Genomic DNA, 24,390 nt, shown 5'->3' with positions numbered 1-24,390 from the left:
GGCCGACGCCTCTCAACGGGCAACTCACTCGCGCAAGTCAGACCTTCCCAAAGCTGCCCTCCGTGACCGATGGCTTTAGGCCGACAAGCGTCGTCGTCTGCTGGAGCGAGCAGCTATTCATGGTGGCTCGTGTGAGCATCATTTCCATCGGCGACGCCGATGTCATGTTCAGAGCCCGAACTCGCATTCGGCAGCACGTCATCGAAGTCAACATCGTCGATACCCGAATCTTTGGACCGCTCGATGTTCGGCCTTGGCTTTCGGGACCCGCGTCGCACCGTGGCTATCAAGATGCCGGCGGCAATGATGATGAGCAGTCCTGCAATAGCCTCGTTCATGATCTCAGGCTACTCGAAGGCCGACCTTCGCTGTTGCCCGCTCCTGGCCGAACCCTGGCGACGGGAGGCGGGTGCCACGGCGAGGGCTGTCGGAGCTGTGGCTCACGACTGCCGGGAGCGCATTGCCAACAGGATAACGAGGGCAGGATTCCAGGTCTGCAACTCCGGCCACTGATCCCTTCATCGCTCCATGTCCGGCCTGGTTCGCTCTCTGTGTGCCATGACCTCTCGTGACCTGTCGGTACGCGCCCGCATGTCGGGCTCCCGCTGAGCGGCCCTGGGGCCCATGACCTCGACGACAAAGGGCGTGTCTCGGAGGAAGGCGGCGATCCGTTCGGCGAGCTGGCGCTCGCCGGCATCGGGGGACTTCAACAGCGCGGCCATGATGTGGGACCACGCATGCATCACGCCCGCCCGGTTCGTGTAGTAGCGGTCTCCCGACTTCTTGGCTGCACCGACGCTTGGCTGGACCCCCATTTCTCTGGCCTGGCGGCGCCACGACGGCTCCGCCTTGCGGTTTGCTCCGCGACAAGGCTGCGATGTGGCCTCCGCATCCACGCCCAGATGCCGCAGCTGGGCAGCGAACGATTCGCGCCAGCGTTGCCGCTGGGTCCAGACGTTGATGCGCTCCCCGGACCTGGCCTGGGCGCGCACGATGAGATGCACATGCGGGTGGGCCTGATCCCTGTGCAGCACGAGGACGTAGCGGCTACCTGCCAGCTCCGCCCGAGCAAATGCGCGCGCAGCCTTGAGCACCAGATCCGGGTCGGTGCCGCGCGGCATCGACAGGGTGACATTGAGCGCTTCGCGCCGCTTGGAGACCTCCTCGATCAATGCGCCGCCGTAGCGCCACTGCTCGGCCAGGTCGCGCAGGGATTCCTTGCCGATGCTGCGCACGCCGCGATCGTCCTCGAGTTCCAGGCTGGCATGGCGGGTGATGTAGTTGAACTGCGCAGCGATGGCCCGCATGCCGCGTCCTCCACCGGCGACCTTGACCATCACCTCGGGCGCGTGCCGGACCACCAGCGCCTCGATACGTTCGCGGATGACAGCAGCCTTTCTTCGCGTCAAAGTGTCCAGGCGCGGCGTCGGAGCGGCCCTCACGATGCGGTTGCCCGGATAGAACAGGCGTTCGCCCCACTGCACCAGGACGCCGTCGATCGATGTCGCTGTCGTCATCGCCATCTCCTCGTGGACTCCAGCTCGGCAAGCAGAGTGGCCGCGAGCCTCAGGTGGCCCCGGACATCGTCGATCAGCGATCGCAGCCTGGTGCGGTAGGGATCCAGCTCCGGCGCGGGCACGCTGCCAAGCAGGCGCATGAAGACCCGCAGGTCGAGGCTGAGCGCGGCGAGGAGATCGGTCGACGTCATCAGCGCGTTGATCATGGCCGCATGTTCTGCCGGCAACGCAGCCGGCTGGCCACCGTCCATCAGCATCTCCACATAGTGGCTTCGAGAAACGCCGCACGCACGCGCGCGCGTCACCAAGGCCTCGGCCCGGGCCGGTGAGACCCGAAGCAGCACCCGTGTCTTGCTGTCTTGGTCAGTGTCGACCTCCAGCGCCGGCGATCGGTCTGCATCCGAATCACGCTCGCCGGCCTCGTCTTCGAGCATGCGCGAGATGGCGATCCGGACTGCGCATGCGACGCTGACCCGGTACCGTGCCGCGTGCTCACGCAGCGGTGACCCCAGGCCCAGCAGATTGACGTGGACCTGGTCACGGTCGGCGGTCCCGACCCGCGGATCGGCGCTCAGCAGGGTCTTGCTCATGGCGTGGTCCTTTCGCGAGAACGGTCAGTCGGTGATGGGGCGGTGCGGCCGAGGTCCGCGCGGGCGCGCAGGTTGGGCGCCTGTGCGACGCCACCAGCCACCCCGGTGCCGTGAACCTCACTTGGGGCATCGGCCTGCGCACGCGCCGGCAGCGCAGGCAGCGGTTGCAGATGCGCCTGCCAGAACCAGCCCGCAGCGCCCGTGTCGGGATCCGGCGCATCGGCGTGCGGCTGCGATTGATCGCCGCGCACGATGCTGAGCGTCGCGGGCTGATCGCCGCAGTCAGACAGCACGGCGAACGCGAGCGGGGCTCGCGCTGGCAATTCGTAGGCCAGGCTTCGCGCAAATGCCCGGCCCTCGGCGACCAGCTTGTCCACCAGCCGCTTGCCAAAACCGTCGTCCACCGGCAGCCACTGCCGCGTCACCGGCATCAGGCAGAGTTCCTGGACCGCGGGAACGCCGCCGCTCACGCCGAAGGTCGCGATCACGATCATGTGGACGTCCTCGCCGGTCGCCCACAGCGCGAGCTCAGCCTCGAAGCAGCGCACCAGCCGCCGGTACAGCGATTCGTCGATCAAGAAGGCCTGGTCCGGCAAGTGTTTGACGACGGCCTTGAAGCCGTGGCGTGCCGGCACGATCTCCTTGACCTCGGCGATGAGCAGCATCAGCGCCACCGATCCTGCGGGCTCGGCGACGGCGCAGGACCACGCCGCAAGCCGTCGGGCGTTGAGCGCTTCGCGCTGGTCGACCGAGAAGGGCTCGGGGATGTACAGGCGCGACCGCAGCGACTCCCGTCTTGCGATCAACTGGCTGGCCGCCCGAAGCAAGTGGCTGCGCACCGTCCCCCAGCTCCTCTTGCCCGCGAAGGCCGGGTGCCAGCGCGCCAGTTCCGCCTGGTCCCACAAGTAGTGCAGCAGGCCCCGCAACGAAAGGCTGGCGCCGTCCGAGCGAACGCTGCTGCCCGAACCAGCAGACGCCGCCACCACAGCACGACCCGGCATCCGGCTCAGCGCGAACCCCAGCTTCAGCGTGGTCACCCCGGTGGCCGGATCCTCGAGGATCGCGCTGCCAAGCAACTGCCCGAGGCCGGAGGCCGCAGCGGGTGGCGAATATGACGGGCAGTGCGTCGCGTGACGCCAGCCCGTGTCGGGCATGCGCTTGACGATGTAGCCGCCCTGCGCCGGTGCAAGGCGCGCCACATACATCTCGACGCCGGCTGCCTGGCACATGCAGCGCAGCCGGCGGTGGCAAGCCTGGGCTTCGGCCACGACATCCGCGAACTCGCGCGAGTCCACGGCGTAGGACTGCCCGCCGACCTCATAGACCGCGCAGGCCGCCGTGACGGCAGGGCTGGACGCGTACATGGCCTCACCTCAGCGGCGCCGGCGGCGACCGATCGAGGGTGCGCTGCGTTTCAGGCGCCGACATCGTCGCCGCGTGTGACGGCGCCGCCACGTCGTAGATCCTGACCCGGGGCACCACGCCCTGGCTCTTGAGTTCCGCAAGACGCTCGGCCGCGGCCGCCATCACGGCGACGCGTTGGCGCTCGGGCACGTTTTGGGCAAGCAGCAGCGCCTCCACGGCGGCCAGGACTGTGTTGCGACCGCCGCCACTGCGCGCGGATGCCTTCTCCTCAGCCGCCGCGGGCTCGATGCGGTTGACCAGACGTGCCTCGCGTTCCCGCTGCAGCAGTTCCAGGTCCGGCGAGCTGGGTTCATACCCCAGGGCCTTGATCCCACGCACGGACGCCTCCAGCCAGATCAGGCGCTTGAAGTCCTCATGCCCGGACACGCGCAAGGCCCGCCAGCCTCGCGCCTGTGCCACGTCCACCATCGAGCGCGCCACCGACGGGCTGTTGATGTCCGTGGCCAGACGCAGGTTCGACTCGGTGAAAGCCACGCGCGAGCGGTCACCCCGAAAGAGATACTCAGTGCGCCCGATCGAGAGATCTCCGACAGTCACCGGCGCGGGCCGAATGATGTATCGCTCGGCCAGGGCGGCTTCGAGCCGCGCAGTGAGCAGGGCGCGTTCAGCCTTGGCCTCCTGGCGCGGCTCTGCGCTGGCGTCGACCGGATCGATCGATGCCGACAGCGTCGGGATGGGCGGTGGCGGCTGAACGCCACCACCTTCGGGCACCTGCTGGCGACCCGATGCGGCGCCGACCGGGTCCACAGGCGCCACCGGTCGACCCGGCTCCACCGGGGTGGCCGTCGATGCCGGACGCTGCGGCCCGCGGTGCCACTCGCCGTCCACCTTCTGGATCGATGTGCGCTTGCCGTCTGCGGCCACCGCCACGAACAGCGTGATTCCGAGCGCCTCGGCCTTGGCCGCCATCTCCGAGAAGGAATCGGCCCGGTGGATCACGTCGGCCGTCCGGTCGCGCAGCTCGTAGCGCTCGGCAGCACCTTGTGCAGGCGGGCCGGCCTTCACGGTCCGACCCACCGGCTCAACCGCGCCTCCAGGCCGCGATGGGCGGGAGGGAGAGGAAAACAGGTCTTCATCCATGACGGAACTCCGAAAAGTTGATGAGCGCCTCAGCGCCGGGTGACGGCAGCCGGATCGAATGGCACCGGCAGCACGCCGTACAGCTCGATCTCCACGCGCCGGTTCAGTTGCCGGCCCGCACTGCTGGCGTTCTCGGCCACGAGGTCGCCCACGGCCTGGTGGGTGGCGCGGATGCGTGTCGGATCCACGCCGGCAGCCACCAGGTAGTCGCGTACCGCCATCGCGCGCGCCTGTGCCACGCGGCTCTCGGCGGGGGTGTCGTTGGTGCCGTCGGTGCGCCCGCGCAGCACGATCAGCGGTGCCGACTTCGCGGCCGCCACGAGGACATCGGCGACCTCATGTGGCACTGCAACCGTCGTGTCCCCGAATCCGAAGTGCACCGTGAACACCCGGTTGGCCAGGTCTGGCGGAGCCAGCTCCGGCTGCAAGGCCGTCAACATGCGCTGCTGCGCCTCTATGCCCGCCAGCGTTGCCGCAACGGCCTGTGCCCGACGCTCTGCCTGCGTCTGTACCAGCCGTGTGTTGCGCAACTCATTCGCGCAGACTTGGAGTTCGACGTCCGCCCGCGCGTTGATCGGCCGCCTGCGCGACTCGTCCACGGTGGGGAGCCCGGGCGGCGTGCCGCAGGCGGCCAGCGTGAGCAGCCAGGGCAGGAAGCGGACGCAAGAGATGATCGGGACGCCTGTTCGCATGGCAACCTCCATGGCCTAGGTGAAGTCGGCGGGGTCGATGGGGCGCGGTTTTGCGGCAAGCACCCCGTCATCGTCGGGGGCCGCCTCGATCACACCTCCCGCCTCGTCCTGAGTGAGCGGCAAGTTGTCCAAGAAGCCGATCATCGTGTTCGCCGATTCCTTGGGCTCGCCCTTGTCCATCCGTGGCAGCTTGCTCTGGTCGTAGACGATTTGCTCCGCCCTGAGTGATTCCCCCGGGGGCAGCTCCTCGTCGGCATAGCGCCAGCGCTGCTGCGTCCGCGCCAGGTGCAGGTCGACGTCCATGGGTGGCACGACCGGCGCCGGGAACAGCCGGGCGCGCAAGACCTTGTCGCGGTAGTAGCGGATCTTCTCGCCGAGGATGGGCTTGCAGTTCTCGAGGAGCACCACCAGGCGCTCGCTGCCCAATTCCTTGAATTCCTGGGGCAGCAGCAACGCACGACGCTGATCGCTGTCGTTGCGGCTTACGCTGCTGGACGCGCGTCCGCTGTACGACTGGCTGCGGCCATGCGAAGTGGCGCGCTCCGTGTAGTGGCCCAGCATGGCGCTGTACTCATCGGCGTCGCGCTGCTCGCGTGGCGCAAACAGGATCTGCAGGCCATGGTTGGTTGCGAAACTGCGAGCCTGCTTGTCGCCGTAGACGGCGTCGAGCTGCGCCATGGCCTGCACGATGGTCAGCAAGCGCAGGTTGTAACCCCCCAGATAGGGAGCTGCCTGCGTGATGACGTCCACCCGGCCCATGGTGGGGAACTCGTCGTTGATCAGCAGGCATTGGAATTTGAGGGAGCCGTCCTGCTCGGGCAGGGCCTGCGTGTTCAGCCTGACGAGCTGCGAGAAGAACAGCATGAGCAGCGGCCGGGCGCTGGCCAGCTCGGACGGCTGGATGCGGACATAGACCGACATGCGCTCGCGGCGAAGGTCCTCCAGCCGGAAATCGTCGGCGCTGGTAGCCGCGTCGGTCACCGCTTGCGCAAATATCGTCAATGGCGCGTTGAACGTGGCCATCACGCTGGCCAGGGTGTTTTCAGAGTTCGACAGCAGGCGCTGCAATGCCTCGGTGCACTCGTTGGACAGGGCATCGCCCGCCTCGCGTCGCTGCGCCATGACGCAAGCAAGGTGGTCCTTCAGCGGCTGTCCCTGGCCAGAGGACTGGCGCAGCATCTCGCCGATGGTGCGCGGCAATGCTGGCGTTTCCAGCAGGAGCAGCCCCAGGGCCAGAAACACGTTGCGCGCCTGGTCATTGAAGAAGCCCTCGGTCGAGGTGCCGCCGCCGTCATTGGGGAAAAGCACCCGCCCGATGGTGAGCAGATCGTTTACCCGGTGCGTCGCGCTGATGCGCACCGCGCTCAGCGGATTCCAGCGGTGGCTTCGCCCTTCGACATCGAACGGGGAAAACGCAAAGATGGCGTGGCCCTGACGCTCGCGGTAGCCGGCCGTGATGTTGTAGTTCTCGCCCTTGACGTCCAGGACGACAACCGAGTCCGGCCAGTTCAGCAGATTCGGGATGACGACGCCCACGCCCTTGCCGCTGCGCGTGGGCGCGGAGAGCAGCACCGAGAGCTGGCCCCGCAAGTACAAATACCTGCCGCGATGGCGGCCGACGAGGATGCCGGGTCGGCCATCGCTGACGGTCAAGCCCGCGCGGGCGATTTCCGCCGAATTGGCGAATCGCGCGTCGCCGTGCAACGGCCGGCGCGTTCGTGCAGCGGCAATCAGGCCCGCCGGCACGAGCACCAGCATGCCAAACCCCGAGACTCCGATGGCGATCTGCAGCCTTTTGCGCAGCCGGGCATCGTCCGCGAAGAGATACCAGTGACGAACGATGCTCGTGAGGCTCGCGTGCCGCGGGGCGGCCTTGTTAAGCACCAGAAAGATCGCACCGGCCATGTAGAGGGCCGCGCAGGCCAGGGCGACGCAACCGGAGGCGACGAACAGGGCCGCGGCGACCTTGCGCCCCGTGGTCCAGGAAGCGAAGGGCAGGGATGTGATGCTGCTCATGCGGCCTCCGGATGGCCGCCACGGCGGCCGACAGTGCGGCGCATGCGCCGGGGTTCGTAGAGGATTTCCGAGATGAAGCGGCCACCTTCATCGCGATCGAACTGCACGACCACGTCGACGACGAGCCCGAGCAGCTGCTTGATCTCATGCAGCGCCAGGCCACCGCCGGCACCCGTCTCACGGACCATCAGCGCCATCTGCTCGAAGGCGAGGGCGCAGCTGCCGGCATGCACGCTCGTGATGCTGCCGGGATGCCCCGAGGCCGCCAGGCGTACGAAGTGGAAGCACTCGTCGCCTCGCACCTCCGCCAGGAAGATGCGGTCCGGCCGCATGCGCAGGCATGCTTCCAGCAATGACTTGGCGCTCACCCGCGCGGTGCCCTGTGCGTCCTTGCTGTAGAACAGGTGCACCACGTTGGGGTGGTTCGGCAGCGTCAGTTCCGCCGTGTCCTGGATCGTGATGAGGCGCTCGTGCCGATGCACCTCCTCCACCAGGCCCTTCATGAAGGTGGTCTTGCCCGAGCCGGTCTTGCCGCTGACCACGATGGTTTGGTGCCTGTTCACCGCCAGGCGCAGGAAGTCGGCGTAGCGGCGGGCCTGCTTGAGCGCCACCAGCTCGCGCTCGAAGGGCAGCAAGGCCGCGGTCGAGGCCGGCGCCAACATGCTGGTGCGCTCGAACAGGCCTTCGCGCTCGAAGTCGTCCAGCCGCCTGATCAAGTCAGAGGGTTTGCGCACCGTGATCGACACGGTGCCTCGGGTCACGGCCGGAGCGATGACGAACTGGATGCGTTCGCCGCTGGGCAGCGTGGCCGACAGCAGCGGATGTTCCTGGTTGACCTGTTGATCGCAGTAGGTGGCCACGGCGGTGGCCAGCGACAGGCAGCGCTCCAGCGTCATCTCTGCCGCGGGCACCGTCTGCCAACCGCGCACGGTCTCGACCCACATCTCGCCTGGCCGATTCACGCAAACCTCGAGCACGCCAGGCGCATCCAGCTGGCCTCGCAGTGGGCGCAGGAACTCGATCACCGATGTGGCGTCCCCGCGCCAGACATCGTTGCCGCCATCGTGAGCGTCAGGACGGGAGTTCATCGCACGCCCTCCTGAAGCGACTCCCCCTGCGTGGGCCTCAAGTCGTAGACCGACGAGAAGTCCACATCGCGGGCGACGTAGATGCCGACGATGCCGCCCTGGTTGCGGTAAACCAGGGGCGGGATGTTGATGGTGCTGTCCAGCACCTTCTCGGCCAGCTTGCTGGTATTGGCCGTCGTGGACGGCAACACGATCGTGTCGCCCTGACCATCCGCATGCCCGGAAGACGCTTGGGCCTGGATGACCAGCTTCACCGAATCGTCGATCAGCGACAGCAGCATCGCCGCACCGATGCGCTCGCTCCAGCGGTTGTCCACATGGCCGTCGATGCCGGATTCGCCCAGCGGCCCGGTGGCCGGCGAATCGATGTCCACCGTGACGCCCAAGGGCGTGCGGATGCGGGTCCACAGCACCGGAATGCGCACGGTCCCCGGCCGGACCGAAGCGATCCGGTACTCACCGTCGAGGTGGGATCCCCGCTCGATCAGCAGCACGCGTCCGTCGTCGCTGAAGACGTTGCGCTGCACCTGGCAGCCGACCATGCCTGATTGCGCGCTGATGATCCGCGTCTTGAGTGCGCACGTGAAGGCAGTGCCCTTGGGCAGCGTCAGACTGCGGTTGCCGAGCATCGAGGCCGTCGCCCTGGCGCTGACGGCGCCTTGCAGTTGGCCGCCAAACAAGCCGGCCGCGGAACCGCCAGCGGGCGCGGCAGCCACCGACGCAGGTCCGCCCAGAAGGACCTGCGATGGCGCAGCTGTGCCGGCCTGGCCGCTGGCCAAGCTGGCGGAACGGGTCAGACTGTCCAGAAGGGTCTGCAACTGCCGCTGGTACCCCTGCAGATTGCGCGTGGTGGCCCCGAAAGCATCGTTGGGGCCGGAGTCAGGCGCGCCTGGGCCTTCGACGGACGACGCGTCTACTCGCTCGACGGAAGACCCGGGCGACGCGACAGCCCCGGGCCGAGTCGTGACCAGCAGGATGGGCGCATCCTCGGGAGGCACCACCTTCGATCGGCCCGATGCCTGCGCCTCCGAACCCGCGCGCCGAACGCTGATGGGCTCGGGCAGCTCGCCGGCCGTGGGCACCAGTTCAGGCACTTGGGGTCTGGCCGCGGCGTTGCTCGCGCCTGGCACGATGTCGAAATTCAGCCTGCGTGCTTCGTCCTGGGCGGCGGCCGGCCTGTCGCGCGCAGCTTTGGCCTCCGCCTCATCAGCCGCGCCGCGACCTTTCCCCCTACTCTGGATCGCGACCCCCACGAAGGCGATCAGCGATCCAATGACCAGGACCAAAGACAGCAATTCTTTCGGCGAACGCTTCGTGGCGCTGGCTTCTATATAGCGGTCCGCGACTCTTGACGGCGAGATCCTGTTCTCGGCCGCACCCGCACCCGCACCCGCACCCGCACCCGCACCAGCGCCGACACCAGCACCGACACCAGCACCGGCACCGGCACCGGCACCGGCACCGGCACCGGCACTGGAATCCGCATCCGCAGCAGTGCTCGCATCAGTGCCAGTGCCAGCATCCGCACGCCCATCCGGACCCGGACCCGGATCGGGACCCGTAGTCGCATCCGCGTCTACATCTGCGACCGCAGCCTTGTTCGTTGTCGCGACCAGTTGTCGACGGCTTCGGTTGCTCGTGTCGGGCTTCATGGTCCACCTTCCTCGCGTGCTTGTGACGCTGAGAGGGCTGCACCAGCCTCCGTCTTGAGCACCCGCCGAACACCTTCGACGGTGACGCCGTTGTCCGCGGGCCTGCCATCCAGATCGAAAGCCTCGTTCCAAAGCGCCACGACCGCCGATCCAGCGCGCAGCATCAAGCGCCTGCTTACGCGGTCCACCACGAGGAGGTCCTCCTCCATGCGTGCATTGACCAACGTTTCGCTGCCGTCACCCAGCACATGGAACACGGCGGGCACCTCCCGGTTCCCGGAAAAGCGCAGATAGGTGAATCGGCCGTCGTCGAAGACAAGGCTGGGGACGATGTCCTGAGATCCGTCGCCTTGGGCGAACGAGTACTGAGAGTTCACTACCTGCGGCCTGGCCTGCAGCCGCTCAGCGACGAGCTGGTGCGGTGGTGTGGTTGGCGGCAGGGCTGCCAGCGCAGCCAGCGACGACAACATGGGCTGCGGATGTCGAACCGCAGGCGCTGGGCGGGCTGGAGCCTTCACCATGAGCCGGTAGACCGGGGTGGCAGGATCCTCGTCGGCCAGCACGACGAATCGGAAGCTGTGCGTGCGGCGGTCGGTCACCACCGCCAGGGTGTTCGCAGCGTTGGCCGAACTCTTGGGCTTGATGAACAGGTGGTGTCCGCCGGGCTGCGCCGCCACGCACCAGGTCGATGCCGCCTTGAGGCAATCGCCCCCCAGCCCGGCTGCGACCTCCATGATCGACTCGTCAGCATCGAGCACCACGAGCGTCACGACACCGCGCCTGACCGGCACCGTGACGACCCGGAGCGGGTCATAGGCCACTTCGCGTAAGCGTGGGTCGATGGGTTCAGTCGCAGCGGCCACATTGCAGAGCCCAGCGCCAGCGACCGCCAAAAGGCAGGCGATGCGCTTCATGGCCTGACCCCGAGCGCGGCTGTGTTGATTTCCGGATCGGACCGATACGCCGTGGCGACAAAGCCGAACGGGTTCTCGAGCCGATCGCGCTCCTTTGCAAATACTTTGGGCTGGTACTCGTAGACGATGCTGGCGACGTGCCGGGTGGTGATATCGGGCAGGTTACGGTCGACCAGGCGCACCACCTTGTCGTAGGTGACAGTCGCCTCTCCCTTGTTGCCGGCTCGGCCAGACGCCGCCAAGCGCACGCCCACGATGTTGATGCGCCATTCCTCGGTGGCCCCGAGCTTCTTGTGCACCGCGCCGTCGCCCTCGAACTGCCGGTTGTAGTCAGCGAACACCAGCGGCACCGCCATCCGAGCGACCTGGTCGAAGTCGCGCTGCAGGAAGGTCCAGCTGTAGCCCTCGCGTGCACGCACGAAGTTGGCAAGGTTGTGCTTGTCGAGCGCTTCCATCGGCGGGATGCTTTCGACATTCAGGCGCTGCTGCACCGTGGTCTCGCCGGTCACGCGATCGACGACGATCGGAATTTCCACGACGCTGCGCAGCGGGCCCTGCACGAACACCGCCGCGACCCCGGTGAGACCCAGCACGAGGCCGGCGATGGCCACGCCCCAAGCGCGGCGCTCCGAGCGTTCGAGCCACAGCGCACGGTCGATCTCCCAGGCACGGTTCGCGTCGATCGCCGCCTCGGCAGTGGCATCGCGGAAACTTTGGGACACATCGAGAAATGCAGCGGCTCTTCCTGGCTTCAGGAAAGCATTCATAGGAACCTCGCAGTTAAAGGACGGGGAGGAGGGCAGGGCCCTCAGTGGAGGTAGGCAGCAACCTTGCCCGGGCGATTCAGCATCTCGTACTGACGCTCTCGATCACGCGAACGAGCGATGCGCTCTTCGCTGTCGGCCATGCCCTGCAGCATCTGCACCTGGGACATCTCGTGCGCGAGCAGCGCGTTCTCGGCACCGATGCGGGCCTGGATCTCCTGCACCGCCTTCTGGTCGGTAGTGGCGTTGATCTGGCCCATGAGCGACTGGATTTGCAACAGGCGACCGGCCGCTGACTTCATGGCGTCCTGTAGCAGGCCCTTGTGCTGGTAAGGCTGCGCCAGCGAGGCTTGGCAGGTGGTCCGGGCGCTGCCTGACAAGTCCAAGCAGTTGTAGACCATGCCCGCGTTGCGCAGCGCCCGGGCCGTCGCATTAAGCCCCGCGTACCCGGACGTGTTGACGGCGTTGAGTTGGATGTAAGCCTCGGCCGGCACGTAGTTCCTCAACATCGGGTTGTTGAAGATGTCGCCGAGGTTCCGCGCGCCATTGATGCTGTTGAGCTGGCTCTGCAACTGTGCAATCTGATGCACCTGGTTGTTGATCTGCGTGATGCCGTCGATCACCTGCTGGATCGTCTGGACCAGATTGGCAACGTCGATGACCGGAATGCCCTGCGCGCGCGCGCCGCCTGATCCGAGAACGATGAGGATCGCGGAAGCAAGCTTCAGACGAATGTGCATGACAACGCTCCTTGCTGTTTGGTGATCACGACCGACCGCGCAATGCGGCGAGCTTGTAGGCAGCGGTTCGGATCGCGGCACCGGCGCCCGCCACGACAGAACCTGCAGCACGGCTGCTAGCGGCGGTCGCAGCACCCGTGACCTGGCCCGCCGCGTAAGGCAGACCGACCCCGGCCCGGGCGACACCGCCCGCGGCGCCCGCAGCACCCGCGCCGCTTCCACGAGACAGCGAACGCATGCTGGAGACCCTGATGGCGTTCTGGACCATCTGTACGCCTTGCTGGATCGCCGTGCCACCGGTGAGCGCCGACGCAAGGCTCGGTGCCTGGAAGCAGATGATCGCCATGAGGATCATCACGACGCAGTACTTCAAGCTCTCGCCGACGACGTTGAAGGTGGGGCCGAGGAAGCCTCCGTTGACCTGGATTGCCTGAACTAGAGAGTCGCCCATGAAAGCGCTCAGACCAAGCGCGAAGAAGGCGAACCAGGTCAACACAATGGCATTCAAAACCATAGAGAGCCAGCTGTCGAAGAAGCGCGCCGTCGGTCGCCAAGCCAAGCCCAAGACAAACAGTGGGCCTACCGCGATAGCGAAGGTCAGAAAAACCTTGGCAAGGGTGACCACAAATAGGGCGATGCACAGAAAGATCACGTTGCCAAATGCCGTGACGACTGCAGCAAGGACCAAATCTAGCCGTGTAATTCCAGCTTCCTTTAGAAGGTCCAACACCAGCTTGCTGGCCTCGTCATTGAAGTTGTCCAGCAGGACATATGGTGATGTGATCGCCTTAGGATCCGCGGCGGCCGGAAGGAAAGTCGTGGCCACACCCGTTGCGAGCGCGTTTGCCGAGTCGGCAACGGTCGAGATATAGACGCCTGACTGCAAAGCGATCGCGAGGACCAGGCCAATCTTGAACGTCCTCCAAAGGAATGCGGGAATCGTCTCGGCGACCTCGTTGCGCAAAACGGCCCAGCCATAGAGCGCAATCCAGATCGTCATGGTGGCCAGCGCGATAGGCGCTATGCCGACCATCAGCGCAGTTACTACGCTGAGTACATAGGTGTTCAAAACGTCGTTGAACTGAGAGCCGACCCAGGCAAACATTGCTTCGCTCCCTCTATTGAACGGCGCTTATCGGAAAGCTCTTGAGGCTGACGCACGTGCCGGTAATGGCTGGCCGTTCGCATTGGATCCACTCCCCCCCGAGTTTCACGATCCACGAGCGTGAGCGCTTCTCTGTCCCGTAGGTTGAACTGCGACAAGTGCCGGGTCTCGCGAAGACTTCCGTGCATTCAACCAAGCCTCTCTCGCCTTCAAGCATCTTCCAGCCACCTCCCGCGCAACCTGCCTTCACGGCCGGGCAAGGCGTACCCAGCGTCGCGGTTGGTAGCGGCGGCGTCTCCACCTTCCTCGTCCCATCGGGCATCACCTTGACGGCCTCGTTGCCCTTCACGAACTGGGCGCCGGCGGTAGTCGTCGCGAGTGCCAGAGCACTCTGCACCAGGACACAACAGATAGCCTTCATGCAGATCTCCTTGAGTTGCGACTCCTGCGATCCCTGACCTCGCGGAAGAGGGCAGGAAGCCAATCCGCCGGGGCGTCGCCATGGCGCGCGCGCATAGCGTCGAGCAGGGTGACGTTGTCGGTGGTGGCCGAAAGCACGGTGACGATGTCCTCGAGGCCGGCGAGATCCAGCTCGCAGATCGCGCTGGTGTGGCCCTGCTTGACGAGGAAGCGTCGGCCGCCTTGCGCGCCGAGGCTGCGCACGATGTCGTACTCCGCATGCGTCAGGCCAAAGCCCTCGACGTACTCTTCGCGCACCGCTTCCGGATTGGCGAGAAAGATCTTGGTCACGCTTTGCTCGACCATCGTGCGGCCGATCGGGTGGCGCAGCACATCGGACGGGCTCTGCGTATCGAAGATGCCCAGACCGTTCTGCTTGCGGATCGTCTTTTGCTTTTGCTTGGCGAAGTCGCTGAAGGACTCGTGGTCGAGCGCCTTCCAGAACTCCGAAATCACGTAGATCAGGCGTTCGCCATTGACGAGCTCTTCCATCACCTGCAGCAGGTACATCATCACCGGCGTGCGGACCTCGGGCAGGTCCAGGAACTCGGTGGTATCAAAGCCAATGACGGAAGCCCCTTGCAGGTCCAGCAAGCGGTCGTCTGCCTGGTCGAAGACCCAGCCAAGTGCACCGCCCTGGCACCAGCGGCCGAGTCGTTCGAACAGGCTGTTCTCACCGGCCTTGGGCAGGTTCTGCCGCACGGTCGAGAAGCGGCGCAGCGGCGCTGGCATCATCGCGACCGCCTTGACGGCATCCGCGATGGCGCGTTCGTCCGCCGGCAGCAGCGGTATGGCCACCGTGCCGATGCACGTCCGAATCAGTTGCTCCCAGAACTGGATCCGCGCCGGTGTCGGGTCACGCTGCAGAGGGTTGCACCCCGTGGGTTTCCCGGCTTCAAGGGTGAAGTAGCGCCCACCCAGCGCGCGAATGGCGATCTCGCAGCCGCGGTCCAGGTCGAAGAGCACGAGGCGAGGTGCCGGATCCCATTTGCGCGTGAGCGCCAGCAGGAACATCTCCAGCGTCGTCTTGCCCACGCCGGTCGAGCCGATGATCAGCGTATTGCCGGGCAACTTCTGATCGGCCGAGTCCTCCCCAGCGGGACTGCTGTGCAGGTTCAGATAGAACGGCTGGCCCGAGGGCGTGCGTAGCAGCGCCAGCGCCTCGCCCCACGGGTTGCCATCGCGCTTGCCGCGGGCGAAGTTGTGACCGCTCGCCAGCGCCGCGAACGCCCGCGAGGACAGCTTGGCATCACGCGGCCGCCACTGCCAGTTGCCCGGCATTTGTGCAAACCAGGCTGCGTCGGCGACCAAATCCACTGGCGACATCTGCAGGCTGGAAGCCTCGCCAACCGCGCCGATGGCCTGGGCCGCTCGCCGGCCAGCGCCGGCCACGCTGTCCTCGCCTTCCTCGCCGAATACGACGAGGCTGTAGTGGAACTCGCCCATGCAGAACTGACCGTCGCCGAGCTCGTTGAGCGCAACGTCCATCTCGGCCACCTGGCTGGCCACCACATCGTCGCTGGCGATCAGCTGGTCGCGCTGCAGCTCCAACGCGCGCATGGCGTCTCGGCGCGGCATGATCGAGAAGCTCTGCGTCTCGATGAACTCGCTGGGCTCATAGAGCAGGGCGTTCAAGATGCCCGGCTCCACGGCGTCGGCGTACTCCTTGATGTCGACCAGGGCCGCGTAGCGGCGCCGGTCGCCCTGGCGCAATTCGAGTTTGTCGCCAGCAAAGGAAAGGCGCGTCGTCGGCAGCGTCCGGTAGAGCGGCCCCGGTTTCATCGGGATCGACCGCCAGCAACCGTTGACGAGGTACCCCAGGAATTCGGCCACTTCGGAGTACGACCGGCCCCCTTGTTCGCGGGCACCCAACAAGTGCGGCCCGAATCCACGCAGCACTCTTTCCACCAACGCGCTGCGTTCATCCATGACACGCAGGGCTTCGGCTTGCGCCGCGCCGATCATGGCGCGGGTGCGTTTCGTTGATTGCAGGGCACGGCTGAGCCGCGAGACGTTGGGCCGGTAGACCAGCGTCAGGTACAGCTCGTTGCTCATCATTCGGCGCTGACCGAGCTTTGCCTGGTACGCCAGAGACAAATCTCGCGCAAAGCCGGCTTGCATCGGGTGCTGCAGGACGTCGTGCACAACACGGTGCAACCGATGCGTCCACACGGCCCATTCGCCGCCTGCGAGGTTGCGAAGCAGGCTGCACAGTGCCTCGTGCCGTTCAAGAATCAGAGGATCGTCGGCGCATTCGAAAGGCACGCCGTCCAATCGCCACACGCGCAAGTAGTCCCCGCCGCGGGTGATCACGTCGTGCGCGCTGACAAGCGACGAGAACGGGATGAAGCGAGCCAGCGGGTTCTCCATCCGAGCCTGCGTCCAATACTGAGGACGGCATTCGCCTTTGCCGGATTGGGTACCAGCACGGATGCTGGCGACGCGATCAAACATGCCAGGCATCGCGGGCTCCTCGGAAAAGGGAAGGCGCATAGCTGCGCGCGTGCCAGAAGTGGTGGTTGCTGTCGTGCAGCCGCAGCTTCATCGCGATGAAGATTTGCCGGAAGCGCTGGTCGTCCTTGGCGGTGACCAGGCGCATCCACAGCAGTGCGGGAACGATCGACAGCATGGCGCCCAGTGCGACCCACCAACTCACCAGCACGCCGCCCCACAGGGTCAGCAGCATGCCGGTGCCACACAGCACGACGAGCGGCACCAGCGGGATGCCAAGCTTCATCGCCGGACGCGTGGCACCCTTGAAGATCGCTTCGCATTGCATGGCAATGGCTCCAGCTCAGCTGACGATGTAGGAAGCCATGGCACCTGCGCCGCCGACCAGCGTGCCGCCGATCAGCACGTTGGCCACGTCGGTGAGGCGAGCACCCTGGAAGATCATCTTGAAGCCGGCCCAGATGATCGCGATGGTCACCACGGCGACGGAGATGGTCACCAGGATGGTGTTGACGTTGACGACGGTGTCGTTGATCTTGTCGAACCCAGCAGCGGCGGCCGGAGACCGGGCGACGATGGCGAGTTGAACGGCGAGCGCGACGAAGGCGTGCCTGACTTGGCTGAGGCGGCTCATGGGTTTTCCTTTCGGAAGTTGGCGGGATTGCCGGAAGACGAGGGAACAAGTTGCTGGGTGGCTGCCGCCACGACCCGGTCGACGTATCCGTGCTTGAAGCCGGTCACGAAGTTGCCGCTGTAGTAGCAGGAGAGGGCGGGGCGAAGCGCCTGCTGTTTCGACCGGGTGCCGCTCGTGTAGGCCCGCGTGAAGCAGTCGGAGAGGACCTCCTGCATCGCGCCGAGGTTGACGCATGGCTCGAAGCCGGTCTCGAGGGTCAGTCCCAGGCGCTTGAGGTTGCGCACGTTGATCTGGCCCAAGCCGATGCTGAAGTCCCATCCGGCCGACTGGAGCGCGCGCGCCGTGGCCAGCGCCTCGCCGCGGCTGCGTGGTTGGCGTAGAAGCGATCCACCGACCACGCCGATCGCCCACGGATTGAATGCGCTTTCCACATGAACCAGCGCAGCCGCTGTCTGCACGTGGATGGCCGGGGCACAAGTCGCCGCCAGAGAAGCAAAGTGGGATGCGTCGACGCACGGCAGCGCGGTGCATTCGCCAGTTGCGTTCGCCGAGCCGGCAATGCCTGACACCAGCCAGACTGCAAGCGCACCCACGCGGATCGATTGCGCGCGCTGCGGCAATCTCGTGGATGGCTGTTCGCCAGCAAATCGCGAAGGGGTCGGGGTGTTCATGCCTGGTGTCTCTTTGCCGCTCTCTTGAGCGTTGAGATCAATCTAGGCGCTGGTATGGAACGCTCGGATGCAAGATTTGCGGGCCGAACCTTTCCTTGCGGCTAACGGCTCACAACAGGCCGTAGAGCCGGGCAACCCTCGCTGCGCTTCGGCGGTCGGGTACGTCAAGCCTCGTGCAAAGACGATGGAAGCGGACGTCCACCGTTTGCGGGGCAACGTTCAGCTCCTGAGCGATGAGCCTGCTCGTTCGCCCGGCCTGCTCGTGTCTCAACAGCTCGATGTCTTCGGGTTTGATGCGTGCCTTCAGCAGCAGGTCCCTGCAGGCCGCACGTCGAATCCACCTGTGCAGCTCCATGGCGAGCATCGTCGCGACGATGCGGACCTTCGGATAGGCGTCGGCGTCAAAGAAGCCGGGGCGGCTGGAGCCCAGGCACAGGACCCCGACCCGTGACGTTCCGGCGCTGCTTGGCGCCGGGACGACCATCGCAGACGCGAATCCGTACTTCGCTGCGGTCTGCACGAACTCTTGTTCGCGAGGTAGCAACTTCAGTTCGCTGCTTCTGACGGGATCCTCGTTGTGAAGGGCATGTCGCAGCCACGGGTCGTTCTCATGCCAGCCAAGCCTGGCGTACTCGATGGCCCACACCGGATCGCAGGCGAGTAGAGATCGGTATGACGTGCGAGCTGCGTCGTCGCTGATTGCGCTGAGAAAGACACCGGCGTCAGCGCCGATCAGTTCCAGTGCTTCGTGGAACTGCCCAACTGCTGACTCTGCGTTATCGGCGCTGCTGAATCCGGCCAAAAGGTCCAGCACCTTGGCGCCGTTTTCCGGCTCGTCCACCAACGCTGAACGGCCGACCTGGTCAGCGTTTGCCGAGGGATTCATGACCTTGCCTGCGTAGTTCCCCGTGAAGCAAGGGGTCCTCGAACCGCAAGGGTTCCAGTGCGCACCACCGATCGAACCCGGCTGCATCATGAAAGAACAGTGTCTGCGCCGTTCGCCGTCCCGAGGGCTGACAGAGGCGCTTCTCGATCATCAGGCCGGTGGCGATGCGATGGATCGCGAACTCAAGGGTGCCGTCGGCAGACACGAGCAACTGCGCGCCGCGCCGGCTCCCGATGCCGGTAACTCCGGCATGCCATGTCGGAATGACCTTCCGATGCTTTCGTTGTTGCAGCGCGAAACGCTTGGCCCCGAGTCTTCTCGCCGGCTGGTCAACCGCGTCTTGATGGCGGACAGCGACATGCGGCTTGGGTTCAAGCGCCGGCTCCGCGTAGACGCCGAGCTGAGTTGACGGTTCCATTCTGGCTCCCGGTGTGATCGCTTTTCCGCGCGCTCTCTCGTTGGGCCGATTTGCGGAGGCGAGTGGGTTGATGTCCCGGGGCGCATTGCAGACCGTCGCTGCGTGCCTGTCTAGTCCGTGTACTTGGCAAGTTATCTGTCAATAAGGTGCCGTTTGGCCCTTTCAGGTCTTCGGCAGCACGCGAAATGGATTCGTGCGCCGAACGAATGGAGCGTTATTGTTTGGCGGCTCCTGGGTTCAAAGGGTTTCCACCAGCGTGCCGAGGCGGAAAATCTGACGGCCTCAGCCGTCCACCTTTGTCAGTGCAATAGAGATATTACGTTTTGTTTCTGGCGTTCGAGTCTCGAGCGAGGTCAGGCGCCGGCCAGCGCGCACTTGCCGTACTTCAGGAGGAACCGACCTTGGAGTCCCGCCCGCGAGTCCCGCCGCGTCGTGGTGGTGTCATCAGGCCCGTAGCCGCGTCGCGGCATCTCGCATGCCTTCAAAGATCGAGTCGGCTAGCCTGGCCGGAAACCCGTCGGGCAGTTGGGTATTGACCTTTGAAACGACATCTGGGATGCGGGCCAAGATTTCGTCAACCAGATGCTCGACCGGTCGAGCGCTTTCATCCAGCACGCCATGGTGCGTCCCGAGCGCTACCCAGTGGCGACGCAGAATGTCTCGCATTTTCCAGTGCGTGTTTTTCGAGCGGATCGCCATGGCCATCTTGACCTTGAACGGTGAGAACTTCGATGGCCCTTCTCCGAGTACTGGATAGGCTGACAGCACGTCGTAAAGCGGGGTGAGCTGATAGCGGCCGCCGGGTCGCAGGAATAGGCTGAAGTTCTTTGCATGCCCGTCGGGTGCGCAGAGGATCCAGAAGAGCAACTGCGCCTTGAAGAAGTCTCGGCGATCCTGCTCACGACTCATCGAGCCATCCAGCACCTCAAGTATTGCGTCGATGCCCGGCCCGCCTTGTGCCTCGTACTTTGCCTCGGGCGAAACGCCAGTGGCTTGGCACATGTCTTCTTGTGGCAGCCGGATGAGGCGGCGATCCCCCGATGGGTGGGTCCACCAGGAACGGTCGAAACGCTCGACCACCAGCGCTTTGACATCGTCAAATTGCATTGGCTTGCAGGCTGCAACCTTCAGCCCGAACTCGCTCAGGATCTGGGCGCACAGCCATTCGTTCTCGATGGAGTCGCGCATGTCGACCTTCATGCCGCCGATGAGGCCCAGCGGCAGCTTGAAGATGTGGGTTGTGGCTGTGCCGCCGTGAGGCAGGCACCACTGGCCGTCTCGAAGCAGCAATGCAGTTTTCTCCTGCGCGCCGGCGATCGAGATGCGGAAATCGTCTTCATCGGACGCCCAGCCCCTGGGATCGGCGGTGGTCGCGTTGCGTATCGCTTGCGCGACTTGGGACTCGCTCAGGGGCTCGGCCTCGAGCGACGATGTGCCGGCGGAGGGCGTGCTTTCAGGAAGAACTTCGAGCGCGCCGACGCAGTCCCGGCCGATTTCGGCAAGCAGGTCGAACGCGTCGGTCGAGCCGGTGTTGAAGCGACGCGCCATCCGCTCCCGAATGTCCTTGCTGTCGGGCAGCAGGTTCTCGAAGTAGGCACGGACCTTAGGGCCGCGATGTGGCGCGTTGCCTGGCATAAAAGGCAGGGATAGAGACAGCGGTCGCCCTTGCTCTGACAGGGCCCACGCCGAGTCGTATTGCAGCGTATCGGGGCCGTTGGGCGCCATGCTCCAGGTGCCTACGTAGGCACCGTTCATCCAGAGACCCAATGTGCGCGTGTGGGAGTGACGCCCCATGGCTACCAGACCGGCTTGTCGGCAGCGGCCTGCTGAGTTGTGGAGTCAACTGTCGGCATGGGTTTGCCCAGGGCCAGCTCCACGCCCAGAATGTTGAGCAGCTTCAGCAGCCTCGCGGTGCCTACTTTGTCAGCGTTCCTTTCCATTGCGGAGTAGGTCTGCTGGGAGACGCCCAAGCGCAAGGCGACTTCGGTCTGTGTGAGACCTGCTTGCTTTCGGTAGGCCTGCAGCAAAGGAGGCAACTGTTCGGCGGTTCGGACGATGTATCGAAGCATGCAAATTCAAGGCTGTAAGTTGCCTTCACTGCTTAGTGATCTGTTTGCAAATTCTACGTATTGCTTCCTGTAAACTCAATCCACAGCTTATAAATTGTAATTAACAAATACAATGTTTGAGCTGTACAGTGACCGAGGCAAAAGACGCATTGCCGGGTCTTGCAAATACGGGCCATAGCGGACCGTTGGCGCTCTACGGCGCCCCGTGACGCCCGTTATTCCTTGAGGCGAGTGAGCACGCCCACCAGGCGATGCATGTCCGTGTAGGTCTCATGACCGTCAAAAGCACTCGTCGCCTGCGCTCGAGCAAGCGCGCGTCCGTTTGCGGCGTCCAGCAAGCCTTTGGTGGCAGCCCAGCGCCCACCCTCCCCCTTCTCATAGCCAGGCAGGAACTGCCTCAACCGCTCGTACACCTCGTCGCGGTGAATCGGAGCTTGGACATCAACGTAGTGCAACAACAGCCAGAGCTCGAAGCATGGGACCGACACGATGGCTTCAACAGGAACGCGGACGCGCTCGTCATTGAGCAGCTGTCCGTGTAGACGGTCTACCGTGCTCAGCGCTTGGTGGTAGGTCAGGTGATCGTCACGGTCAAACACGACGTAGACATGGTCGAACGCCAATGGTTCGACTCCTCGTGGCCGTTCGCCATGACGGAAGAGGTGTTCTGCGTATTCGACGAGCAGCTGTGGCTCGGTCCCAAATCCTCCTGGCTGGACTTGGACATGGGCCGTAGACAACCGTAGCTCAGTGCGGATTTCATCGAGGTACTGCGGTTCGGTCTTTTCCCCTTCGGTGACGATTAGGACTCTTCGATAGGGCTGACGCACGGCCTCCCGCCGCCGAAGGTCTCGAGCTTTTTGACGATGTTTCGGCTGGCCGTCCTTACCCATATCGCTGGCCCCGCGGCCTAGAACGCGACTGTGGAGGCGGCCACACTCGACAAGACGCTACTCAGCTCACGTTTCAGCGGTGTAGCGGGCACGGCGGGGAAATGCGGGAAAAACGGTACAGCACCATATCGCCCCATCAGATATCCGCGCTCCAGCGCCTCGTGCTTGCGGGGGCTGAAATCCGACAGCGGATAGAGACGCGTTGCTTGATCGTTGTCCTTCTCCGTAAACCAAATCTGGTCACGCCTGAAGATGGTCAGGTCCAGTAAAGAGGTGTCGTGCGTTGTGAAGATGAGCTGGGCGCCGCTCTTGTTGATCTCGGGGTTGTGGAACATGGCGATCAATCGCCGCACCATCAGCGCGTGCAAACTGCTGTCCAGTTCGTCGACCACCAGGGCACGCCCTTCCCGCAGGACGTCGAGGACGGGGGCCGCCAAGCCAAATAGTCGTCGGGTACCTTGAGACTCCTCCGCCAGTTCGAACATCGCCTTGCCGTTGGGCGTGCTGTGCTCGAAGACGGGGAACAAGAACTCTCCCTCGATTCCGCTTACCTGTGCCTCCCCGGCGGGCGGAATCAAGAACTGCGCACGGAATCCCTTGCGAGGCACAGCCACGATGTTGGCTATCGAAATGTCGGCCGACGTCAGGAAGTCGCAGACAGCAGCGCGCCCCTCATCGCTACCGAGCATCGCGGTCGTGAACTCGTTATTGATCTCTGAGTTTGCCGGCAGGTAGACGAGGCTATCCACGATCCAACGGAAAACCGGTGACAGCATCTCGCTGTTGAGCTGCGCGGCCGTCGATAGGAACAGCGCATTGCTACGCGTGCTCTCTTGCCACAGCTTGCGCGAGCCCGTGAGGTACGCGCTGAATTCGTAGTCATAGTGTTCGCCGTCTGGGACCCACCGGCGGCTGTACAACTCCGTCGGTTTTGCTGTCCGGTACACGACGAGCGACTCGCTGATGATGCGCTGGGGGGTCAGTGAAAAGGCGTATTGGTGGCGCACGCCATCAAGCAGGAACGTAAGCTCGAATGAGGTCGGTTCCTTGGCGAAGCTGTCGTCAAGCTTAAACGGCGGTACGTTGTAGGTCTGCCCAGGTTGAATAGCTGTCGCCGATTCCGCCACGACCGAGCGCATGTAGTTCAGCGAATCCAGCAGGGTCGATTTCCCGCTGGCGTTTGGGCCATAGATCACCGCCGACCGCACTGCGTGGGGGAGCGATTTCAGGCCGGTTGGCGCCAAGTGCGACTCGACAAGCTCCTTGTCGTTCTTGGCCGCCACCAAGCTCAGGGTCTGCTCATCCCGAATGGAGCGGAAGTTCCGAACGCGAAACTCAAGCAGCATGTTCACTCTCTATTAAAAATTCCCCTCTTCGGCGCACTATATGCGCAAGAACTCGTGGAATTTCAAGAGGCAAAGTAAAATCGTGTGCACTTTTGAGGACTCGTTCGTCGTCTTCAACCTCTTCCGTGCAACCCAAAAGGAACCCCGGCGCTAGGCCGGGGCTGAAGTCGCCTTCGCTGTCACGTTGGCGCCTGCTCAGGGAGGAAAAGCAGGGGGCCGGAAGGCCCGCAGCACTCTACCTCTCCATGGATTCGCCAAGCGACCTGGCCCTACCTGAGCATTTCAGCGAGGCGTCAGACGCCTGACTCGTTGCTGAGCGGTGCGTACCGCGCTACCTCGTGCATCGCCTGCCTGTAGTCGTAGAAAGCCGTTGCCAAGCGCTGACCGAATCCCGGGCCAGTGGCGATTCTCATGACCAGCTTCCCATTGCCATCACGGGCGCAGATCAATCCCGGGGCTCGCTCAAAAGACAGCTGGCCCACGCCTGGCACTGGGCCAAAGTTGCGGTTGAATTCGAACAACGCCATCGTCTTCTCCAATTCAGGTATTGAACTCGCCCACGGTGGCCGCACGGCGGAGCGCAAGCAACAGGCTGCCGCCGCCAGATGAAGCGGATGTGGCGGACCTCGAAGCACGCAAGCAGCGGTCGCCGCGCCCCTCAGTGCCGAGGACCTCGCCTCGCTGGAAGCTGCGGGGCGCCGCCGTCCATGCGTTTGGGCGACTGACATCACACCGGCTCTTGCGCTGGCACTCCATCAGGCCGCCCTGGGGTTCTGGAAGCGCAAAGTCCGCAGTTTGCTGATGGCGACGAGCATCTGCCGGTCCGATCATCGAGCTCCGCTGGTGGAAAGACCTATGCGCAGAGGGCCATTCGATGCAGACCCGTAGTTCCAGTCACGGTACGGCGCCGAGCGAGGCTGTGGCCGTGACATGTGAGCCGGCGCCTGTCGGCGCCACAGCTCGTGCAATTGCGCCTCGGC

24 protein-coding genes are annotated in these 24,390 nt (G+C 64.7%); all 24 read right to left on the bottom strand.

Annotated elements, in window-relative coordinates:
• Positions 1–113: 113 nt before the first annotated feature.
• The 24 genes from AC3WOE_RS21735 to AC3WOE_RS21620 all read right to left on the bottom strand — a co-directional run bounded on the left by AC3WOE_RS21735 (position 114) and on the right by AC3WOE_RS21620 (position 23,937).
• Positions 114–338 carry a hypothetical protein gene (locus AC3WOE_RS21735; RefSeq protein ID WP_492693451.1) on the bottom strand — a complete coding sequence of 75 codons (225 nt, stop codon included), beginning with the start codon at positions 336–338 and terminating at the stop codon, positions 114–116.
• 180 nt (positions 339–518) lie between these two features.
• Positions 519–1,517: a relaxase/mobilization nuclease domain-containing protein gene (locus tag AC3WOE_RS21730; protein ID WP_492693449.1), complete on the bottom strand. Its 999-nt coding sequence runs from the start codon at positions 1,515–1,517 to the stop codon at positions 519–521.
• Complete coding sequence (locus AC3WOE_RS21725; protein WP_492693447.1) at positions 1,514–2,107, bottom strand: hypothetical protein; 594 nt, start codon at positions 2,105–2,107, stop codon at positions 1,514–1,516. Before AC3WOE_RS21725 ends, AC3WOE_RS21730 begins: the two co-directional genes overlap by 4 nt.
• Positions 2,104–3,471, bottom strand: a complete 1,368-nt coding sequence (locus AC3WOE_RS21720; protein ID WP_492693446.1) for a DUF1173 domain-containing protein — start codon at positions 3,469–3,471, stop codon at positions 2,104–2,106. Before AC3WOE_RS21720 ends, AC3WOE_RS21725 begins: the two co-directional genes overlap by 4 nt.
• A 4-nt stretch (positions 3,472–3,475) precedes the next feature.
• Complete coding sequence (locus AC3WOE_RS21715) at positions 3,476–4,612, bottom strand: LPD7 domain-containing protein (protein ID WP_492693444.1); 1,137 nt, start codon at positions 4,610–4,612, stop codon at positions 3,476–3,478.
• Between the two features lie 29 nt (positions 4,613–4,641).
• Positions 4,642–5,304 carry an OmpA family protein gene (locus AC3WOE_RS21710; protein ID WP_492693442.1) on the bottom strand — a complete coding sequence of 221 codons (663 nt, stop codon included), beginning with the start codon at positions 5,302–5,304 and terminating at the stop codon, positions 4,642–4,644.
• A gap of 15 nt (positions 5,305–5,319) precedes the next feature.
• Positions 5,320–7,320, bottom strand: a complete 2,001-nt coding sequence (locus AC3WOE_RS21705; RefSeq protein ID WP_492693441.1) for a type IV secretory system conjugative DNA transfer family protein — start codon at positions 7,318–7,320, stop codon at positions 5,320–5,322.
• Positions 7,317–8,408, bottom strand: coding sequence for a P-type DNA transfer ATPase VirB11 (virB11, locus tag AC3WOE_RS21700; protein WP_492693439.1), 1,092 nt, complete (start codon positions 8,406–8,408; stop codon positions 7,317–7,319). Before virB11 ends, AC3WOE_RS21705 begins: the two co-directional genes overlap by 4 nt.
• Positions 8,405–10,060 (bottom strand): type IV secretion system protein VirB10, encoded by a 1,656-nt coding sequence (gene virB10 / locus AC3WOE_RS21695; protein WP_492693438.1) that lies wholly within the window; start codon positions 10,058–10,060, stop codon positions 8,405–8,407. Before virB10 ends, virB11 begins: the two co-directional genes overlap by 4 nt.
• Complete coding sequence (locus tag AC3WOE_RS21690; RefSeq protein ID WP_492693436.1) at positions 10,057–10,974, bottom strand: TrbG/VirB9 family P-type conjugative transfer protein; 918 nt, start codon at positions 10,972–10,974, stop codon at positions 10,057–10,059. The genes virB10 and AC3WOE_RS21690 overlap by 4 nt, the downstream gene beginning before the upstream one ends.
• Positions 10,971–11,741, bottom strand: coding sequence for a VirB8 family type IV secretion system protein (locus AC3WOE_RS21685; protein WP_492693434.1), 771 nt, complete (start codon positions 11,739–11,741; stop codon positions 10,971–10,973). Before AC3WOE_RS21685 ends, AC3WOE_RS21690 begins: the two co-directional genes overlap by 4 nt.
• A gap of 41 nt (positions 11,742–11,782) precedes the next feature.
• Positions 11,783–12,478 carry a TrbJ/VirB5 family protein gene (locus tag AC3WOE_RS21680; RefSeq protein WP_492693432.1) on the bottom strand — a complete coding sequence of 232 codons (696 nt, stop codon included), beginning with the start codon at positions 12,476–12,478 and terminating at the stop codon, positions 11,783–11,785.
• A 25-nt stretch (positions 12,479–12,503) separates the two neighbouring features.
• A complete protein-coding gene (locus AC3WOE_RS21675) occupies positions 12,504–13,583 on the bottom strand; it encodes a TrbL/VirB6 family protein (RefSeq protein ID WP_492693430.1) in 1,080 nt (359 codons plus the stop codon).
• Between the two features lie 417 nt (positions 13,584–14,000).
• On the bottom strand, positions 14,001–16,496 hold the full coding sequence (locus AC3WOE_RS21670) for a VirB4 family type IV secretion/conjugal transfer ATPase (RefSeq protein WP_492693428.1): 2,496 nt from the start codon (positions 16,494–16,496) through the stop codon (positions 14,001–14,003).
• Positions 16,489–16,821: a VirB3 family type IV secretion system protein gene (locus tag AC3WOE_RS21665; protein ID WP_492693426.1), complete on the bottom strand. Its 333-nt coding sequence runs from the start codon at positions 16,819–16,821 to the stop codon at positions 16,489–16,491. The genes AC3WOE_RS21670 and AC3WOE_RS21665 overlap by 8 nt, the downstream gene beginning before the upstream one ends.
• Positions 16,822–16,836: 15 nt before the next feature.
• Positions 16,837–17,127 (bottom strand): TrbC/VirB2 family protein, encoded by a 291-nt coding sequence (locus AC3WOE_RS21660; protein ID WP_492693425.1) that lies wholly within the window; start codon positions 17,125–17,127, stop codon positions 16,837–16,839.
• The gene (locus AC3WOE_RS21655; RefSeq protein WP_492693424.1) at positions 17,124–17,798 is read right to left on the bottom strand and encodes a lytic transglycosylase domain-containing protein; all 675 of its coding nucleotides are present in this window, start codon (positions 17,796–17,798) and stop codon (positions 17,124–17,126) included. The genes AC3WOE_RS21660 and AC3WOE_RS21655 overlap by 4 nt, the downstream gene beginning before the upstream one ends.
• A 109-nt stretch (positions 17,799–17,907) precedes the next feature.
• The gene (locus AC3WOE_RS21650; protein WP_492693422.1) at positions 17,908–18,684 is read right to left on the bottom strand and encodes an autoinducer binding domain-containing protein; all 777 of its coding nucleotides are present in this window, start codon (positions 18,682–18,684) and stop codon (positions 17,908–17,910) included.
• Complete coding sequence (locus tag AC3WOE_RS21645; RefSeq protein ID WP_492693420.1) at positions 18,662–19,102, bottom strand: hypothetical protein; 441 nt, start codon at positions 19,100–19,102, stop codon at positions 18,662–18,664. Before AC3WOE_RS21645 ends, AC3WOE_RS21650 begins: the two co-directional genes overlap by 23 nt.
• Before the next feature lie 444 nt (positions 19,103–19,546).
• A complete protein-coding gene (locus AC3WOE_RS21640) occupies positions 19,547–20,896 on the bottom strand; it encodes a type II toxin-antitoxin system HipA family toxin (protein WP_492693418.1) in 1,350 nt (449 codons plus the stop codon).
• Positions 20,897–20,898: 2 nt separating this feature from the next.
• Positions 20,899–21,171: a helix-turn-helix domain-containing protein gene (locus tag AC3WOE_RS21635; protein ID WP_492693416.1), complete on the bottom strand. Its 273-nt coding sequence runs from the start codon at positions 21,169–21,171 to the stop codon at positions 20,899–20,901.
• A 215-nt stretch (positions 21,172–21,386) separates the two neighbouring features.
• A complete protein-coding gene (locus AC3WOE_RS21630; protein ID WP_492693415.1) occupies positions 21,387–22,064 on the bottom strand; it encodes an RloB family protein in 678 nt (225 codons plus the stop codon).
• 17 nt (positions 22,065–22,081) lie between these two features.
• The gene (locus tag AC3WOE_RS21625; RefSeq protein ID WP_492693413.1) at positions 22,082–23,410 is read right to left on the bottom strand and encodes an AAA family ATPase; all 1,329 of its coding nucleotides are present in this window, start codon (positions 23,408–23,410) and stop codon (positions 22,082–22,084) included.
• A gap of 293 nt (positions 23,411–23,703) precedes the next feature.
• Positions 23,704–23,937, bottom strand: coding sequence for a hypothetical protein (locus AC3WOE_RS21620; protein WP_492693412.1), 234 nt, complete (start codon positions 23,935–23,937; stop codon positions 23,704–23,706).
• Positions 23,938–24,390 lie beyond the last annotated feature (453 nt).

The organism is Roseateles sp. FW305-36 (genome assembly GCF_058787015.1).
This window is presented reverse-complemented; position numbering and strand designations above follow the sequence as displayed.

What these genes read in the sequence shown, in the direction of transcription:
- virB11 (WP_492693439.1), bottom strand. Translation starts at nt 8,408, where the DNA reads ATGAACTCCCGTCCTGACGCTCACGATGGCGGCAACGATGTCTGGCGC.
- AC3WOE_RS21690 (WP_492693436.1), bottom strand. Translation starts at nt 10,974, where the DNA reads ATGAAGCGCATCGCCTGCCTTTTGGCGGTCGCTGGCGCTGGGCTCTGC.
- AC3WOE_RS21720 (WP_492693446.1), bottom strand. Translation starts at nt 3,471, where the DNA reads ATGTACGCGTCCAGCCCTGCCGTCACGGCGGCCTGCGCGGTCTATGAG.
- AC3WOE_RS21725 (WP_492693447.1), bottom strand. Translation starts at nt 2,107, where the DNA reads ATGAGCAAGACCCTGCTGAGCGCCGATCCGCGGGTCGGGACCGCCGAC.
- AC3WOE_RS21710 (WP_492693442.1), bottom strand. Translation starts at nt 5,304, where the DNA reads ATGCGAACAGGCGTCCCGATCATCTCTTGCGTCCGCTTCCTGCCCTGG.
- AC3WOE_RS21640 (WP_492693418.1), bottom strand. Translation starts at nt 20,896, where the DNA reads ATGGGGCGTCACTCCCACACGCGCACATTGGGTCTCTGGATGAACGGT.
- AC3WOE_RS21655 (WP_492693424.1), bottom strand. Translation starts at nt 17,798, where the DNA reads ATGAACACCCCGACCCCTTCGCGATTTGCTGGCGAACAGCCATCCACG.
- AC3WOE_RS21645 (WP_492693420.1), bottom strand. Translation starts at nt 19,102, where the DNA reads ATGGAACCGTCAACTCAGCTCGGCGTCTACGCGGAGCCGGCGCTTGAA.
- AC3WOE_RS21620 (WP_492693412.1), bottom strand. Translation starts at nt 23,937, where the DNA reads ATGGCGTTGTTCGAATTCAACCGCAACTTTGGCCCAGTGCCAGGCGTG.
- AC3WOE_RS21650 (WP_492693422.1), bottom strand. Translation starts at nt 18,684, where the DNA reads ATGAATCCCTCGGCAAACGCTGACCAGGTCGGCCGTTCAGCGTTGGTG.
- AC3WOE_RS21715 (WP_492693444.1), bottom strand. Translation starts at nt 4,612, where the DNA reads ATGGATGAAGACCTGTTTTCCTCTCCCTCCCGCCCATCGCGGCCTGGA.
- AC3WOE_RS21670 (WP_492693428.1), bottom strand. Translation starts at nt 16,496, where the DNA reads ATGTTTGATCGCGTCGCCAGCATCCGTGCTGGTACCCAATCCGGCAAA.
- AC3WOE_RS21685 (WP_492693434.1), bottom strand. Translation starts at nt 11,741, where the DNA reads ATGAATGCTTTCCTGAAGCCAGGAAGAGCCGCTGCATTTCTCGATGTG.
- AC3WOE_RS21630 (WP_492693415.1), bottom strand. Translation starts at nt 22,064, where the DNA reads ATGGGTAAGGACGGCCAGCCGAAACATCGTCAAAAAGCTCGAGACCTT.
- virB10 (WP_492693438.1), bottom strand. Translation starts at nt 10,060, where the DNA reads ATGAAGCCCGACACGAGCAACCGAAGCCGTCGACAACTGGTCGCGACA.
- AC3WOE_RS21625 (WP_492693413.1), bottom strand. Translation starts at nt 23,410, where the DNA reads ATGCTGCTTGAGTTTCGCGTTCGGAACTTCCGCTCCATTCGGGATGAG.
- AC3WOE_RS21730 (WP_492693449.1), bottom strand. Translation starts at nt 1,517, where the DNA reads ATGACGACAGCGACATCGATCGACGGCGTCCTGGTGCAGTGGGGCGAA.
- AC3WOE_RS21705 (WP_492693441.1), bottom strand. Translation starts at nt 7,320, where the DNA reads ATGAGCAGCATCACATCCCTGCCCTTCGCTTCCTGGACCACGGGGCGC.
- AC3WOE_RS21660 (WP_492693425.1), bottom strand. Translation starts at nt 17,127, where the DNA reads ATGAGCCGCCTCAGCCAAGTCAGGCACGCCTTCGTCGCGCTCGCCGTT.
- AC3WOE_RS21665 (WP_492693426.1), bottom strand. Translation starts at nt 16,821, where the DNA reads ATGCAATGCGAAGCGATCTTCAAGGGTGCCACGCGTCCGGCGATGAAG.
- AC3WOE_RS21680 (WP_492693432.1), bottom strand. Translation starts at nt 12,478, where the DNA reads ATGCACATTCGTCTGAAGCTTGCTTCCGCGATCCTCATCGTTCTCGGA.
- AC3WOE_RS21675 (WP_492693430.1), bottom strand. Translation starts at nt 13,583, where the DNA reads ATGTTTGCCTGGGTCGGCTCTCAGTTCAACGACGTTTTGAACACCTAT.
- AC3WOE_RS21635 (WP_492693416.1), bottom strand. Translation starts at nt 21,171, where the DNA reads ATGCTTCGATACATCGTCCGAACCGCCGAACAGTTGCCTCCTTTGCTG.
- AC3WOE_RS21735 (WP_492693451.1), bottom strand. Translation starts at nt 338, where the DNA reads ATGAACGAGGCTATTGCAGGACTGCTCATCATCATTGCCGCCGGCATC.